The 15,188-nt window shown below is 63.1% G+C and carries 12 protein-coding genes; 9 read left to right on the top strand and 3 right to left on the bottom strand.

Going from position 1 to position 15,188, the window contains the following annotated elements; all coding sequences use genetic code 11:
• Nucleotides 1-22: 22 nt before the first annotated feature.
• Nucleotides 23-1,441 (bottom strand): amidase, encoded by a 1,419-nt coding sequence (locus tag ACGYK4_RS13525; protein WP_394456972.1) that lies wholly within the window; start codon nucleotides 1,439-1,441, stop codon nucleotides 23-25.
• A 147-nt stretch (nucleotides 1,442-1,588) separates the two neighbouring features.
• Nucleotides 1,589-2,395, bottom strand: a complete 807-nt coding sequence (locus tag ACGYK4_RS13520) for an IclR family transcriptional regulator (protein ID WP_394456971.1) — start codon at nucleotides 2,393-2,395, stop codon at nucleotides 1,589-1,591.
• Nucleotides 2,396-2,542: 147 nt separating this feature from the next.
• On the opposite strand from ACGYK4_RS13520, the gene ACGYK4_RS13515 reads away from it, so the two are divergent.
• The 7 genes from ACGYK4_RS13515 (at nucleotide 2,543) to ACGYK4_RS13485 (ending at nucleotide 11,753) form a co-directional block, all read left to right on the top strand.
• Nucleotides 2,543-4,099, top strand: coding sequence for a M81 family metallopeptidase (locus tag ACGYK4_RS13515; RefSeq protein ID WP_394456969.1), 1,557 nt, complete (start codon nucleotides 2,543-2,545; stop codon nucleotides 4,097-4,099).
• Between the two features lie 33 nt (nucleotides 4,100-4,132).
• On the top strand, nucleotides 4,133-5,743 hold the full coding sequence (locus tag ACGYK4_RS13510) for an ABC transporter substrate-binding protein (protein ID WP_394456967.1): 1,611 nt from the start codon (nucleotides 4,133-4,135) through the stop codon (nucleotides 5,741-5,743).
• 112 nt (nucleotides 5,744-5,855) lie between these two features.
• Nucleotides 5,856-6,797 (top strand): ABC transporter permease, encoded by a 942-nt coding sequence (locus tag ACGYK4_RS13505; protein ID WP_067266948.1) that lies wholly within the window; start codon nucleotides 5,856-5,858, stop codon nucleotides 6,795-6,797.
• A gap of 1 nt (nucleotide 6,798) precedes the next feature.
• Nucleotides 6,799-7,686, top strand: a complete 888-nt coding sequence (locus ACGYK4_RS13500; protein WP_394450528.1) for an ABC transporter permease — start codon at nucleotides 6,799-6,801, stop codon at nucleotides 7,684-7,686.
• Nucleotides 7,687-7,689: 3 nt separating this feature from the next.
• Nucleotides 7,690-9,375, top strand: a complete 1,686-nt coding sequence (locus ACGYK4_RS13495) for an ABC transporter ATP-binding protein (protein WP_394431943.1) — start codon at nucleotides 7,690-7,692, stop codon at nucleotides 9,373-9,375.
• A complete protein-coding gene (locus ACGYK4_RS13490) occupies nucleotides 9,372-10,544 on the top strand; it encodes a M20 aminoacylase family protein (protein ID WP_394456965.1) in 1,173 nt (390 codons plus the stop codon). The genes ACGYK4_RS13495 and ACGYK4_RS13490 overlap by 4 nt, the downstream gene beginning before the upstream one ends.
• A 69-nt stretch (nucleotides 10,545-10,613) precedes the next feature.
• Entirely contained in the window at nucleotides 10,614-11,753 is a 1,140-nt protein-coding gene (locus ACGYK4_RS13485) for a M20/M25/M40 family metallo-hydrolase (protein WP_394431939.1), read from the top strand.
• Between the two features lie 24 nt (nucleotides 11,754-11,777).
• On the opposite strand, the gene ACGYK4_RS13480 is transcribed toward ACGYK4_RS13485, so the two are convergent.
• Nucleotides 11,778-12,671, bottom strand: coding sequence for an AraC family transcriptional regulator N-terminal domain-containing protein (locus ACGYK4_RS13480; RefSeq protein WP_394456963.1), 894 nt, complete (start codon nucleotides 12,669-12,671; stop codon nucleotides 11,778-11,780).
• Nucleotides 12,672-12,825: 154 nt separating this feature from the next.
• On the opposite strand from ACGYK4_RS13480, the gene ACGYK4_RS13475 reads away from it, so the two are divergent.
• Both ACGYK4_RS13475 and ACGYK4_RS13470 read left to right on the top strand, forming a co-directional pair.
• Nucleotides 12,826-13,773 (top strand): SDR family oxidoreductase, encoded by a 948-nt coding sequence (locus ACGYK4_RS13475; protein ID WP_394456961.1) that lies wholly within the window; start codon nucleotides 12,826-12,828, stop codon nucleotides 13,771-13,773.
• Between the two features lie 230 nt (nucleotides 13,774-14,003).
• Nucleotides 14,004-15,134: a TRAP transporter substrate-binding protein gene (locus ACGYK4_RS13470; protein WP_067266961.1), complete on the top strand. Its 1,131-nt coding sequence runs from the start codon at nucleotides 14,004-14,006 to the stop codon at nucleotides 15,132-15,134.
• Nucleotides 15,135-15,188: the final 54 nt, after the last annotated feature.

Genomic DNA, 15,188 nt, shown 5'->3' with positions numbered 1-15,188 from the left:
GGCGTCACACTTTGAGGCTAGTTCACGCCCCCCACAGTCGCGTGCAAACCGGGGCAATCTCACCTTCGATCGCGGCCATCGCGTCAACGATCAGGTCCTCGCGCCAGCGGCGGCCTGCGATTTGCACGCCGATGGGCTGCGGGCCTTGTGGCAGTTCCGCGATATGCGTGGGGATGTTGCCCGCGGGCAGGCCGGTGAAGTTCATGACGAAGGACCAAAGCCCCTTGCCCAAGACTTCGCGCACGCCCTCCGGGCCTTCGGTGTCGCGCCCGGCGGTGAAGAAGGGGGCGAACATGAAGGGGGTCAGAACGAGGGGGTAGTCCTCAAGAAACAGCGACCATTCGCGCGCGTAATGGGTGCGTTTGGCCAGCATGGCGAGCTGTTCGGTGCCTTTGAAGGGCGGGTATTCGGCGTAGTAATCCTCAAAGATCGCCTTCAGATCGTCGGAGCCGTGGGTTCGGATGTCCTCGCCCATCAGCGCTTCGACTTCGCCCATCAGGGCGCGATAGCCGTTTTTGCCAGCTTCATAGGCAAGGGGCGGTTCCACCTCTTCGACGGCGTAGCCTGCGTTGGACAGGGCAGAGGCGGCTTTGTCGAGCGCGGTGGCCACATCCGGGTGCAGGCCAAAGCCGAAATCATCGCGGGTGAAGGCCACGCGGATCGGGCCTTCGATCGGCGCGCCACGCCATGGCATCGGCACATGGAAAGGGTCGCGCGCATCTGCGGCGATCAGGCTTGGCATCGACAGATGCAGGTCCGCCGCCTTGCGCACGATCAGCCCCTGCACCGACATGGATTGCGCCAAGAGACCGCGCTCGGCCTTTTGGCTGGGGTTGTAGGCGGGCACCCGGCCTAGGCCCGGCTTGACCGTCACCGCGCCATTGGCCGATGCCGGGAAACGTAAGGAACCGCCGATGTCGTTGCCATGGGCCAGCGCGCCGATCCCGGCCATGACAGCCGCCCCCGCCCCACCGGAGGAGCCGCCCGCCGAAAGGTGCTGCCCCCACGGGTTATGGGTGCGCCCATAAAGCGGGTTGTCGGTATCGGCGCGAAAGGAAAACTCCGGCGTGTTGGTGCGCCCGATCACGATGGCGCCCGCCTGTTTGAGGTTGCGCACCACCGGCGCATCCTCGGGCGCGATGATGTCTTTGAAGGCGGGCACGCCGTTGCTTGTGGCATGGCCCTTTTGATCGACGTTGATCTTGATCGTGACCGGAACACCATGCAGCGGCCCCTTGGGCGCGTCGCTTTTGTCGAGGGCGGCAGCCTCGGCGCGGGCCTCATCGGCGAGGGTCTCGACCACAGCGTTCAAAGCCGGATTGACCTCTTCCATGCGGGCAATCGCCGCCTCGGTCGCTTCAACCGCCGAGAGTTTTCCTGCGCGGGTCGCGCTTGCGATTTCCTGCGCGTCCCATTGCCAAAGCGGTTTACTGTCGGTCATTCCGGTTCCTTTCGTTTAGTCGTTTTTCAAAGCCGCATCCGCGCCCTGATGTCGCGAACTTCGGAGAAAGAATTTAGCAACGCAAGTAAATTCGCGGCGAAACCCTCTGCCGAAGGCGGGGGTGGCTATATTCGAGGCTTTGGGCGGTCACCCGGCCATGATGGCGCTGGCGGCTTCTATGGCGAGGGGGGCAGCCTTGGCGACAAATTCCTCCGGCGTGTATTCCGAAAGGGAGCCTGCGAGATGTATCGCGCTGAGAGGCGCGCCGTTCCGGTCGGTGATGGCGACGCCCACCGCGACTTCGCCCAAGGCATATTCGTCGCAGACCACGGCAAAGCGATTTTCGCGGGCGATGCTAAGCTCGGCTATGATCGCTTCGGGGTCGGTCTTGGTGCTGGCGGTGAAAGGGTGCAAGGGCGCGCGGGTGAGGATTTCGCGCGCCGCGTCATCGGGAAGCTGCGCCAGCGCGGCACGCCCGCCCGCGGTGCAGAAGGTCGGCACGCTATGGCCCACGAGCGTGGCGAAAAAGGTCTCGCGTTTGCTTTGCATGCGCAGGGCATAGATCAGGCGCGTCTCGTCATAGAGGCTGAGATCGACCCGTTCGCGCAGGGATTTGCGCAGTTCCAGAAGGACCGGCGTGGCTTTCTGCACCACGGGGTCGAGCCGTAGCAGATCAAGCGTGTGATCGAGCAGGCGGATCCCCGGCAGGTAGCCCCGGTCATCCCCGCTGCGCCGGATATAGCCGAGTTTGGTGAGCGTATGGACCAGTCGCTGCGCCGCGGATCGGTCGATGCCTGCGGTCTTGGCGATGTCGGAAAGGGTCATCGGCCCGGTCGCGTTGTGAAAGGCGCCCAGCACCTGCATTGCGCGATCTGCCGCCCGGACGAACAAACGGTCGTCCTCTGCCTGATTCTGCGCCGCCTGCGGGGCGTCTTCACGGAAAAATCTACTCATAAATGGCCTGTAGTTGACGAATCGTTAAAGCGCCGCTTACGCTTGCTGTGCACTATAGCTGTATTGCAATGCGATACACAATGGGCGTGGCCCGCGGATGACAGGGCCGAGAAGGCGAAGGAGACAGGTTTGGAAAGTGGTTCTGGAATGCGCGTGGCTGTTGCGGGCTTTCTGCACGAGACAAACACATTCGCCCCCAATCCGGCGGATATGCAGGCTTTTCAACTGGGCGGCGGCTATGTCCCCATGGTGCGCGGCGCGGCGATGTTGCCCGCCTTCGAAGAGGTCAACCTTGGCATGGCGGGCGCGCTGCGGGTGGGCCAAGCGCAGGGTTGGGACATCGTTCCGATCCTCTGGGCGGGGGCGATCCCTTCGGCCCATGTCAGCCAAGACGCCTATGAGACGATTGCGGGTGAGATCATCGAAGGCATTCGGCAAGCCGGGCCGCTCGACGGGGTCTTTCTGGACCTGCACGGCGCCATGGTGGCGGAGCATCTGGACGACGGGGAAGGCGAGTTGGTTCGCCGCCTGCGTGCGGTCGTGGGGCCGGATGTGCCCATCGCCACGGCGCTTGATCTGCACGGAAATATCTCTGAAGATTTCGTTGCGAATGTCGATATGCTCGTCGGTTTTCGCACCTATCCGCATGTGGACATGGCCGATACCGGTGCTGCCGCGGCCCGCCAACTCGACCGGATCATGACCACCGGCCAGCGTCCGGCCAAAGCCTTTCGCCAGATGTCATATTTGGTGCCGATCCCGTTTCAATCGACCGAAATGTCGCCGGGACGTGAGCTTTATGAGGGGGTCGCCGCCTGCGAAGCCGCGGGGGCGCTTTCGGCCAGCCTGTTCATGGGCTTCCCGGCGGCGGATATTCCCGATTGCGGCCCCGTGGCTGTTGCCTATGGCGAGACGCAGACCGCAGCAGACGCCGCCGCCGACAGGCTTGCCGCAGCCTATGAGGCGGCAGCGCCCGCCTTTTTGGAAAATGAGGCCTATGATTCCGACAGGGCGGTGGCCGAAGCGCTGTCGCGTGCCGCGGGGCCGGGGCGCGGGCCTGTGGTCATCGCTGACACTCAAGACAACCCCGGCGCGGGCGGCGTGTCGGCCACCACCGGCATGTTGCGCGCCTTGGTGAAGGCCGAGGCGCAGAACGCGGCCATCGGGTTGATCGTCGACCCCGCCGCCGCCGAAGCGGCGCATCAGGCCGGGGTCGGTGCCGAGGTTAACCTGCGCCTTGGCGGCCACGCCGACATCACGGATGACGCGCCGTTTGAAACGGTGGCGACGGTCCAGCATCTTTGCGACGGAACCCTGCGCGCGACCGGCCCCTATTATGGCGGCACGGCGCTGAACCTCGGCCCCTCGGCCTGCCTGCGCATCGACGGGGTCCATGTCGTCGTGACCAGCCGCATCGCCCAGATGGCCGACCGCGAGATGTTCCGCTTTGTCGGTATCCAACCCGAAGAGATGGATCTCTTGGTGGTCAAAAGCTCCACCCATTTCCGCGCAGACTTTGCCCCTATCGCGCGCGACATCCTTGTCGCCTGCGCGCCGGGGCCGATGCCCCTCAATCCAGCCGATTTGCCCTTCACGCGCCTGCGTGCGGGGCTTCGGCTGTCCCCGAATGGCCCCCGTTTCGGGGCCAATGGTGCCCAAAGCGCACCACCCGACCAGGGCGGCAAGACCGCCGTGGCCCAATAAAAACCAAAAGATCACTCAACAAGGGAAAACCACATGATACCTCTACGATCGGCACTGAAACAGTCGCGCGGACTTGCCGCCGCCTTTGCCGCGACCACGGCGCTTTTGGCACCCGGCTCTCTGGCGGCGCAGGATGGCGAAACGACCATCACGGCGGTCATGCACTCGGGCCTGCGGGTTCTCGATCCGGTCATCACCACCGCGCATATCACCCGCAACCACGGTTATATGGTCTATGACGTCCTGACCGCCGTGGACGAAAATTTTGAGCCGCAGCCCCAGATGGCCAGCTGGGAGGTCTCGGATGACGGGCTCATCTATACTTTCACGCTGCGCGATGGGCTGATGTTCCATGACGGCGCGCCGGTGACTGGCGAAGATGTCGTGGCCTCGCTTAAACGCTGGGGCAAGCGTGACGGCGGCGGGCAGTTAATCTTTGACGTGACTGAAAGCCTTGAAGCCAGCGACGAAAAGACCGTCGTCTGGACCCTGACCGAGCCTTTTGGCCCGCTTTTGTCGGTGATCTCCAAACAATCGGCCGTGCCGCCCTTCATCATGCCCAAGCGCGTGGCCGAAACCTCGGCGGATGAGACGATCACGGAATATATCGGCTCCGGCCCCTTCGTCTTTAACCAAGATGAATACGAGCCCGGGGTGAACGTCACCTATGAGAAGTTCGACGACTACGTCCCGCGTGACGAGGAAGCCTCGTGGATGGCGGGTGGCAAGGTGGTCAATGTCGACCGTGTGGTCTGGACCACGATGCCCGACGCGCTGACCGCCATCAACGCGCTCTCGGCCGGAGAGATCGACTATCTTGAACAGGTGCAGATCGACCTGCTGCCGATCCTCGACGCCAGCCCCGAGGTCACGGTCGAGACCCGCGATGACCTTGGCTATGTCACCATCGGTCGGCCCAACCACCTGCACCCGCCCTTTGACAACAAGCTGGTGCGTCAGGCGGCGATGGCGGCGCTGGACCAAGAATCCATGCTGCAAACGATGCAGGGCGACCCGGCCTATTACAACGTCTGCGGCGCGATCTTTGGCTGTTCGACCCCTCTGGGCGACGAAGCGGATGCTGAGATCGTGACCGGCGGCGCGGATCCGGAAAAGGCCAAGGCCCTGCTTGAAGAGGCGGGCTATGATGGCACGCCCATCGTGCTGATGGCGCCGACGGATGTGATCAGCCTGATCAACCAGCCGGTGGTGGCCGCCCAAGCCCTGCGCGAGGCGGGGTTCGAAGTCGACATGCAGTCGATGGACTGGCAATCGGTCGTGCAGCGCCGCGCCCAGCAAAGCCCGGTCTCTGAGGGTGGCTGGAACATGTTCTTCACCAACTGGATGGTGCCCGAGATTTCGGACCCGCTGACCAACGTGATGGTCAGTGGCCGTGGCGATGAGGCGTGGTTCGGATGGCCCGACGACCCCAAGGTCGAAGAGCTGCGCGCGAAGTTCATGAAGGCCGAAGGGCCCGAGGCGCAAAAGGAAGTGGCCGTCGAGATCCAGAAACACGTCATGGATAACGTCAACTACATCATGATGGGTGAATATCTGATCCCGCAGGCGCGTCGGAACACGATCCAGAACATGCTGCCATCGCCCGTGCCGGTGTTTTGGAACATGACCAAAGAGGCGGAGTAATCCAGCCTTTCGGAGGGCGCGGCCGCCGCGCTCTCCACCGTCATCTCTGCCCGCAGGCAGCGCCCCCGCTTCCGGGCCTGCCTTCTTTCCGCCGAAAGGGACCTTCCGGAAAATGCTCGTCTATATCCTGAAGCGCGTCTTGGCCACGATCCCGGTCATGCTGATCGTCGCCATCTTCGTCTTCCTCCTGCTGCGTCTCACCCCCGGTGATCCGGCAGCCATTCTCGCCGGCGATGCCGCCACCCCTGCACAGCTTGAACGGATCCGTGACCGTCTGGGTCTGAACGATCCGCTGCTGACACAGTTCTTCACATGGATCGGGCAATTGCTGCGCGGCGATCTGGGCGTATCGCTTTTGTCGAACACCTCTGTGGCGGGCATGTTGGGCGACCGGCTGGGGCCGACCATCAACATCGCGCTGATGACCATCACCATCTCTGTCCTGCTGGCGGTGCCGATGGGCGTGATCGCCGCATGGCGTCACCGCACATGGGTCGACTTTCTGGTGATGTCCTTCTCGGTGCTGGGCTTTTCGGTGCCGGTCTTCGTGATCGGCTATATCCTGATCCAAATCTTCGCGATCGAACTGCGTTGGGTGCCGGTGCAGGGCTACAAGGCGCCTTCGGAGGGCATCGGGCCGTTCTTCTCGCGCGCCATTCTGCCCTCGCTCACGCTGGCCACGATCTATGTGGCGCTCATCGCGCGGATGACGCGGGCCTCCATGCTCGAAGTGCTGGGCGAAGATTACATCCGCACCGCCCGGGCCAAGGGCGTGCGCGAGAATGTCGTGCTCTTCCGCCATGCGCTGCGCAATGCCGCCGTGCCGATCCTGACCATCATCGGCACCGGTTTCGCGCTGCTGATCTCGGGCGTGGTGGTGACGGAAAGCGTCTTTAACATCCCCGGCATCGGGCGGCTCACGGTCGATGCGATCCTCGCGCGCGACTACCCCGTCATTCAGGCGATGATACTGCTGACGGCGGGCATCTACGTTTTCGTGAACCTCTTGGTTGACGTCTCCTATTCATTCTTCGACCCAAGGATCCGGTACTGACATGATCGAGCAACCCCAATCCCGTCACAGCGCCTTTCAGGTGCTGACCGGACTGCTTTCCCTGCCTGCGGGCGCAAGGGTCGGTATCGGCCCGCTACTGGCGGCGCTTATCCTCGTGGCCATCGTGCTCGCGTCGATCTTGGCGCCGCTCTACGTGCCCTATGACCCGCTGGCGATGAACTCCGCCGCGCGGCTCAAGCCGCCTTCCGAAGAGTATCTTCTGGGCACCGACCCCTATGGCCGCGACACCTTCTCGCGGGTGATGACCGGCGGGCGCGTGTCGCTGCTGATCGGGGTCGGGGCGGCTTTGGTCAGCGTTGCTATCGGCTTGGCCATCGGCCTTGTGGCTGGCTTCTTTCGTATGGCCGACAGCATCATCATGCGGATCATGGACAGTCTCATGGCGATCCCCGCGATCCTGCTGGCGATTGCCTTGGTGGCGCTGAACGGGCCATCGCTCGGCTCGGTCATCATCGCCATCACGGTGCCGGAGGTGCCCCGCGTGGTGCGGCTGGTGCGCTCGGTCGTGCTGTCGGCACGGGAGGAACCCTATGTGGAGGCGGCCATCGCGCTCGGCTCGTCGATGCCCAAGATCCTGATCCAGCACCTGATGCCCAATACCATGGCGCCGCTTATCGTCCAAGGCACTTATATCTGCGCCTCGGCGATCCTGATCGAGGCGATCCTGAGCTTCCTCGGCGCGGGCGTCAGCACGGAGATCCCCACATGGGGCAATATCATGGCCGAGGGGCGGACTTATTTCCAGATCAAGCCGGGGCTGATCTTCTGGCCGGGGCTGCTGCTGTCGCTTTGCATCCTGTCGATCAACCTTTTGGGCGATACCGCGCGCGATCTGCTCGACCCGCGCATGAAGAAACGGGAGGGCTGAGAGATGCAGTTCAAGACCAAAGACTTCTCCGACGCGCGTGAGGTGCTCAAAGTGCGCGACCTGCGCATCGGGCTTGCCGGGCGGCCTCAGGCCAAACCGGTGATTGACGGGATCGACCTTACCATCCGCGCGGGCGAGACGCATTGCTTGGTGGGTGAATCTGGCTCGGGCAAATCCGTGACCTCGCTGGCGGCCATGGGGCTGCTGCCAAAATCGGCGCTGGAGGTGCAAAGCGGCAGCATCACGCTGGATGATTTCGAGATCACAAGCGCCAGCCACGCGCAAATGCGCCAGCTGCGCGCGCGGCGGATCGCGATGATCTTCCAAGAGCCGATGACCGCGCTGAACCCCGTGCTGCGGGTGGGCGAGCAGATCATGGAAGTGCTTAACATGCACAGCGATCTGAGCCAATCCGAGGCCAAGAAACGCACGCTCGACATGATGGATCAGGTGCATCTGCCGGATGTGAATCGCATCTTTAGCGCCTTCCCGCACCAGCTTTCCGGCGGGCAGCGCCAGCGCATCATGATCGCCATGGCGCTGATCCTCGACCCCGATCTGCTGATCGCGGATGAGCCGACGACGGCGCTGGACGTGACCACGCAGTTGCAGATCCTCAAGCTCATCGCCGAGATGCAGGAGCGCCACGGCACCGCCGTGCTTTTCATCACCCATGACATGGGCGTGGTGGCCGAGATCGCGGATACCGTGACGGTGATGCAGCAGGGCAAGATCGTCGAACGCGCGCCGATTGAAAAGCTGCTGACCAAGCCGGAGAAGGAATATACCCGCACTCTGCTGACCGCCGTGCCCAACCTCACCCCGCGGCCCGCAAGGGCGGCGGCTTCGCAAAGCGAAGTGGTGCGTGTGGCCGGGCTCGACATGACCTATGGCGGCGGCGGTTTCCTGCGCCGCAGCGAGGGCGTGAAAGCCGCGCAGGATGTCAGCTTTACCATCAAACCGGGGCGGACGCTGGGCATCGTGGGGGAGTCCGGTTCGGGCAAATCCACCGTGGCGCGGGCCATCATGCGGCTGATCGACCCGACAGCGGGGAGCGTGAGTGTCGCGGGGACCGAGATCGCCAAACTCTCGCGCCGTCAGCTGCGCGATCACCGCAAACATCTGCAAATCGTGTTCCAAGACCCTTACCGTTCGCTCAACCCGCGTTGGACCGTGGCGCGCAGCCTTTGCGAAGGGCCGATCAACTTCGGCACCCCGCGCGAAGAGGCGATGCGCCATGCCGCTGAGCTGATGGAACTGGTGGACCTGCCGCGCGATGCGCTTGACCGCTATCCGCATCAATTCTCGGGCGGGCAACGCCAGCGTATCGCCATTGCGCGTGCGGTGGCGATGAAGCCTGATCTGCTGGTCGCGGATGAGGCTGTCTCGGCCCTTGATGTGAGCGTGCAGGCGCAGGTGCTCGATCTTTTGGATGACATTCAGGAGAAGTTCGGCGTCGCCATGCTCTTCATCACCCATGATCTGCGCGTCGCCGCGCAGATTTGTGACGAGGTCTTGGTCATGCAACGCGGGCAGGTCGTGGAATACGGCCCCGCGGGCGATGTGCTGGCCAACCCGCATCACGACTACACACGCAACCTGATCGAAGCGGCACCGGGCCGCCATTGGGATTTTGCCAACTATCGCGCGCTCGGCAGCGCCACCATGACGACAGGAGCCACCGCATGACCGTCCTTCCCAAGATCGAAGCCTTCGCCGCCGATCTCACCGCCATCCGTCAAGACATCCACGCCCATCCCGAACTGGGGTTCGAAGAGGTCCGCACGGCGGGCATCGTGGCCGAAAAGCTGCGCGCCTATGGCGTGGACGAGGTGCACGAAGGGCTGGGCGGCACGGGTGTTGTCGGCATCATCAAGGGCGCGGGCGGCGGCAACCGCCGTGTGGGGCTGCGCGCAGATATGGACGCCCTGCCGATTGTGGAGGATTCCGGCGTGCCCTATGCCTCGACCAACCCCGGGCGGATGCATGCCTGCGGCCATGACGGCCACACCACCATGCTCTTGGGGGCCGCGCGCTATCTGGCGGAAACGCGGGATTTCGACGGCACCGTGGTGCTGATCTTTCAACCCGCAGAGGAAGGTTTGGGCGGCGCGCGCCGGATGCTGGAAGAGGGGCTTTTTGAGAAATTCCCCTGTGACGAGATCTACGGCATGCACAACGATCCGAATTCAGAGCCGGGCGTGGTCAATGTCACCCCCGGTGCGGCCATGGCGGGCGCGGCGTTCTTTGACATCACCGTCAAAGGCACCGGCAGCCACGCCGCGATGCCGCATCAGTCGCGCGATCCCATCGTCATCGGCACGGCGCTGGTGCAGCAGTTGCAGTCCGTCGTCAGCCGCAACATGCCGCCGACCAAGCCGATCGTGCTCTCGGTGACCAAGTTCAACGCGGGCTCGGCCTATAACGTGGTGCCGGATACCGCCAGCATTGCGGGCACGATCCGTTATTTCCATGAGGATGTGATCGAAATGGCCGAGGCCCGGATGCGCGAACTCTGCGCCGGTATGGCCAGCGCCTATGGGATCGAGATCGAAGTCGACATCCGTAACGTCTTTGACGTGTTGATGAACGACCCCGAACTGACCACCGCCTATGTCGAAGCGGCGGCCAGCGTGGTGGGCGGCGAGAACGCCCATGTCTCGACCGAACAGGCCAGCGGGTCGGAGGATTTCGCCGATATGCTGAAAGTGGTGCCGGGCGCCTATTGCCGGGTGGGCCACGCGGGTAGCGTGCCTTTGCACAACCCCGGCTTCGTGCTGGACGACGCCATTTTGCCTGTCGGTGCCTCGATCTATGCGCGGATTGTCGAGACGCGCCTGCCAAAGGTCGGCGGCTAGGCCCTTGCGCCATTCTTTTAATTTAAGCCAACCGCCCGCTGTCGCGCGGCGGAGGAAAGGATATTGAACATGACCAACCCGCTCGATCTGCCTTTTGATACCGAAGAGATGCTCACCGGGCTGCGCCCATGGATCGAAACTGAAAGCCCCACATTCGACGGGGCGGCAGTGAACCGGATGATGGATGTGGCGCAGCACGATCTGGCGGTCTTGGGTGCGCGGACAGAGCGTATTCCAAGCCCGATGGGGCTGGGCGACAGCCTCCGCGCGGAGATGCCTCATCCCCGCGCGGGCGAGGGGGGCATTCTGCTTTTGGGTCATATGGACACGGTTCACCCCCTCGGCACTTTGGCGAGCCTGCCTTACAAACGCGAAGGCGATATCTGCTACGGCCCCGGTCTGATGGACATGAAGGGCGGCAATTACGTCTACCTCGATGCGCTGCGCAAGCTACAGGCCGCCGGGGTCGAGACGCCGCTGCCCGTGACGGTGCTTTTCACCCCGGATGAGGAAATCGGCACCCCCGCCACTCGTCGCCTGATCGAAGAAGAGGCGAAGCGCCATAAATACATCCTCGTCCCCGAACCCGCCCGCCCCGACGGCGGCGCGGTGATCGGGCGCTACGCCATCGCGCGGTTCAACCTCCAGACCCGGGGCCGCCCTAGCCACGCGGGCTGGGCGCTCTCCGAAGGCCGCTCGGCCATCGCGGAGATGGCAAAGGCCGTGGGCACGATCGAAGGCATGACCACCGAGGATTGCACCTTCTCGCTTGGGGTCTTTCACGCGGGCCAATGGGTCAACTGCGTCTCCTCGGTCTGCGATGCCGAAGTGCTCACCATGGCGAAAACGCAAGAGCAGCTCGACGCGGGCGTGGAAAAGATGATGGCGCTGAACTCGGACGAAGGCGACGTGATCATGGAAATCCGCCGCGGCGTCACCCGCCCGGTTTGGGAACCCGACCAGCCCGGCACGATGGCGATGCTGAAGCTCGCGCAGGAGATTGGGGGCGAACTGGGGATCGAGATCACCGGAAGCTCTGCCGGGGGCGGATCGGACGGTAATTTCACCGGCTTTCTTGGCCTGCCGACGCTGGATTCCATCGGCGTGCGCGGCAAGGGTCTGCATACGTTGCAGGAGCATATCTATGTCAACAGTCTCACCGAACGTGCGAAACTGGCGGCGGGGTTGTTCTGTCGGCTGACGGCTTGAGAGGGGGAGGGGCGGAGACCCCCTCTAAACCACCCCCGCTGCTAGCTGCTGCGCGTCGCTCCATTCGCGGGGGGATTGGCCGTACATGCGTTTGAACTCTCGGCTGAATTGCGAGGCGCTGACATAGCCCACTGCCATTGCCGCTTCGCTGACCGTGGCGCCGCCTGCGATCTTTATGGCGGCATTGTTCAGGCGCATGGATTTGACGAATTGTATCGGCGACATCGTCGTTACCTGTTTGAACTTGCGGTGAAATACCGCGCGGCTCATGCCCGCGCGTTGGGCCATCGCGTCGATGGAGATGGGCGCGTCGAGATGGGCCGCGACATGCGAGATGGCCCGCGCCACGGCATTGCCCGCCCCGAAGGCCCGCCGCGCGAAGAGCCCTGCCTCTCCTTTCAAGATGGCGTAGTAAAGTTCGCGCAGGCGCGCTTCGGCCAGCACGGCGCGATCGGTTTCGCTCTCGCTCAGTTGGAGCAGGCGCAGCAGGGCGTCGGAGAAGGCCCCGTCCCATGCCGCGAGTTTAATTCCCTCGGCGCGCAGGTCGGCGGGGGCAGGGGGCAGCAGGCTCCCCGCGCTTTCCATTTCAAGCGAAAGCTCCGCCATAAGTCGCGCGTCCAGAGCGATGTAGACGCCGAATAGCGGGGTCTGGGGCGAGGCGCTTGGCGTGCCCGCTTTGACCGGCATCGACATGGGGCAGCACATATAGCGGCTGTCGTCATAGACATAGCGCTGACCGTCGAGCACCGCCTCTTTCGCGCCGCTGACGATGGCGATGACAGAGGGTTCATAGACCGCAGGCGCGCAGGGGATCGCGCTGGTCGCCCGGAAATACTGCACGCCCTTGATGCCGGTTTCGGTCAGCCCGTCGGTATGGCTGTGCCGTTCGATGATATGGCGGATTTGGTCTTTGCTCATGCGTGCAGACTAGGGCCGCATGAGTGTTTAATGCAATGGCTGTGAGAGGATCAGGCAAGTAATCGCGACGATTCGGTCTATTTCCGTAGGGGGATGAGATTTATCTGCAGCGTCAACGGGGCGCGATGCCTCAGTAAAGCTAAGGAACGAGACCATGACAGATAAGACTTTCGGCGCGCACGGCTGGACCCCTGAGCGGATTGACGGGGTAGAGGGGAAGACCTTCGTGATCACCGGGGCCAATGCGGGGGCCGGATTTCAGGCGGCGCGGACCTTGCTGCGCAAAGGTGCCGCGGTGGTGATGCTGAACCGCAGCGCGGAACGGTCGGCGGAGGCGGTGGCCAAGCTGAAAGACGAATTTGGCGCGGCGGCGCGGGTGCGTTTCGTGCAGATGGACCTTGCCGATTTGCCGTCGGTGCGCCGCGCGGCGGCAGAGGTTCTGCGCGACATTCCCCGCATTGATGCGCTGATCTGCAACGCCGCCATCGCGCAGGTGCCAAACCGCCAGTTGACCAAGGCGGGCCACGAAAGCCAGCTCGGCACCAATCACTACGGCCACTTCCTGCTCTGCGGCTTGCTCTTCGACCGGATCGACGAAAGCAATGGGCGGATCGTGGTGGTGGCCAGCCTCGGCTACAAGATGGGCCTGCGCACTATCCAGTTCGACGACATGAACTGGGACAAGAATTACCGCGCCAACCCGGCCTATAGCCAAAGCAAGTTGGCGCAGATGATGTTTGCCTATGAGTTGCAGGACCGCGTCGCGCGGGCGGGGAGGAACGTGGCGGTCTATGTCTGTCACCCCGGTGCCTCGGCCACCTCTTTGATCCGCACCAGCGGCGGGCTGATGACCCGGTTCACTTGGTGGCTGATGTCGAAATTGCCGATCGTTCAAACGGCGGAGCGTGGTGCCTATCCCGAGGTCATGTGCGCCACCGAGGACGGGCTGGAGCAGCGCGCGCTTTACGGCCCCACAGGCCGGATGGAGATGGTCGGCCCGGTCGGGCGCGGCAGGTTGGAGCCCTATGCCTATGACAAAGAGACGATGGTCAGGCTCTGGGAGCGGTCCGAGGCGGAAACAGGCTTTCGATGGGCGGTTTGAGGGGCGGGGCCTGTCTCCGCCCTGCTCAGAACGCGCGATATCCGCGGGCCATCAGTATCGAAGGAGAGTGTCGATTTTTGAAGCATTTGCACAATAAAGTTGCACTTGAAGAGTCCCTTGCGGACAATTCTTGCCAAATGAGATCATTTGGTTAGTCTCTGATCTCGGGTCGCCCGACCAATAGCGTATTTCGAGTAAGCAAAGGGGCGGCCACTCTGGGAGGAGGAAACATGACTGAGACTAAAAAGTTCAATCGACGTTCGTTCCTGACGAAGTCCGCACTTGCTGGGGGGGCGGCGACGGGGAGCATGCTGGCCGCACCGGCGGTGCTGGCCCAAGCGCCGATCGTCATCAAGATGCAGACGTCGTGGAACGACGCGAACATCTGGCAAGACTTTGCCCGCGATTATGCGACGCGGGTCGAGGAGATGTCGGGCGGGCGTCTGAAGGTCGATGTGCTGCCCGCGGGCGCGGTCGTCGCGGCGTTTCAGGTGCTTGATGCGGTGAACGACGGTCTGATCGACGCGGCGCATTCGGTGCCCGTCTATTGGTACGGCAAGAACAAGGCCGCATCGCTCTTTGGCACCGGCCCGGTTTTCGGCGGCTCTGCCACCACGATGCTGTCGTGGTTCTATCAAGGCGGCGGTCAGGAACTCTATAACGAGCTGACGCAGGACATCATGGGCCTCGACGTTGTGGGCTACATGGGCTTCCCGATGTTCGCTCAGCCCTTCGGCTGGTTCAAGAATGAGGTCAATACCGTCGACGACCTGCAAGGCTTTAAATACCGCACCGTGGGTCTGGCGGCCGATCTGATGGCCAAGCTGGGCATGTCGGTGGCACAATTGCCGGGCGGTGAGATCGTGCCCGCGATGGAGCGTGGCGTGATCGACGCCTTTGAGTTCAACAACCCCTCGTCGGACAAAGACTTCGGCGCGCAGGACGTGGCTAAGAACTACTACCTGTCGTCCTATCACCAAGCCTCCGAGAGCTTTGAGTTCCTGTTCTCCAAGATGTTCCTCGAAGACCTTGACCCCGACCTTCAGGCGATCTTGAAATACGCGGTTGAGGCGGCCTCGACCGCGAACACGGCTAAGGCGATGGACCGCTATTCGGCGGACCTTCAGTTCCTGCAAAACGAGGCTGGCGTGACCGTGCGGCGCACGTCCAAAGAAATCTTGGATGCGCAGCTCAAAGCATGGGATGAACTGATCCCCGAGTTGGAATCCGATCCCTTCATGAAAAAGACCCTCGACAGCCAGCGCGAATGGGTCGACCGCGTGGCCTATTACGAGTTGATGAACTCGCCGGATTACGGGCTTGCTTATGAGCATTACTTCCCCGGCAAGATCAAACTCTGATCCCGCAAACCCATAACATCACCGCGAACTCCGGCGCATGGCGTGCCGGGGTTC

It is taken from the genome of Sulfitobacter sp. 1A13368 (assembly GCF_043557275.1).
Lineage (GTDB): Bacteria > Pseudomonadota > Alphaproteobacteria > Rhodobacterales > Rhodobacteraceae > Sulfitobacter > Sulfitobacter faviae.
Note: the sequence above shows the minus strand (reverse complement) of the source record. Positions and strands in the feature narration are given on the sequence as shown.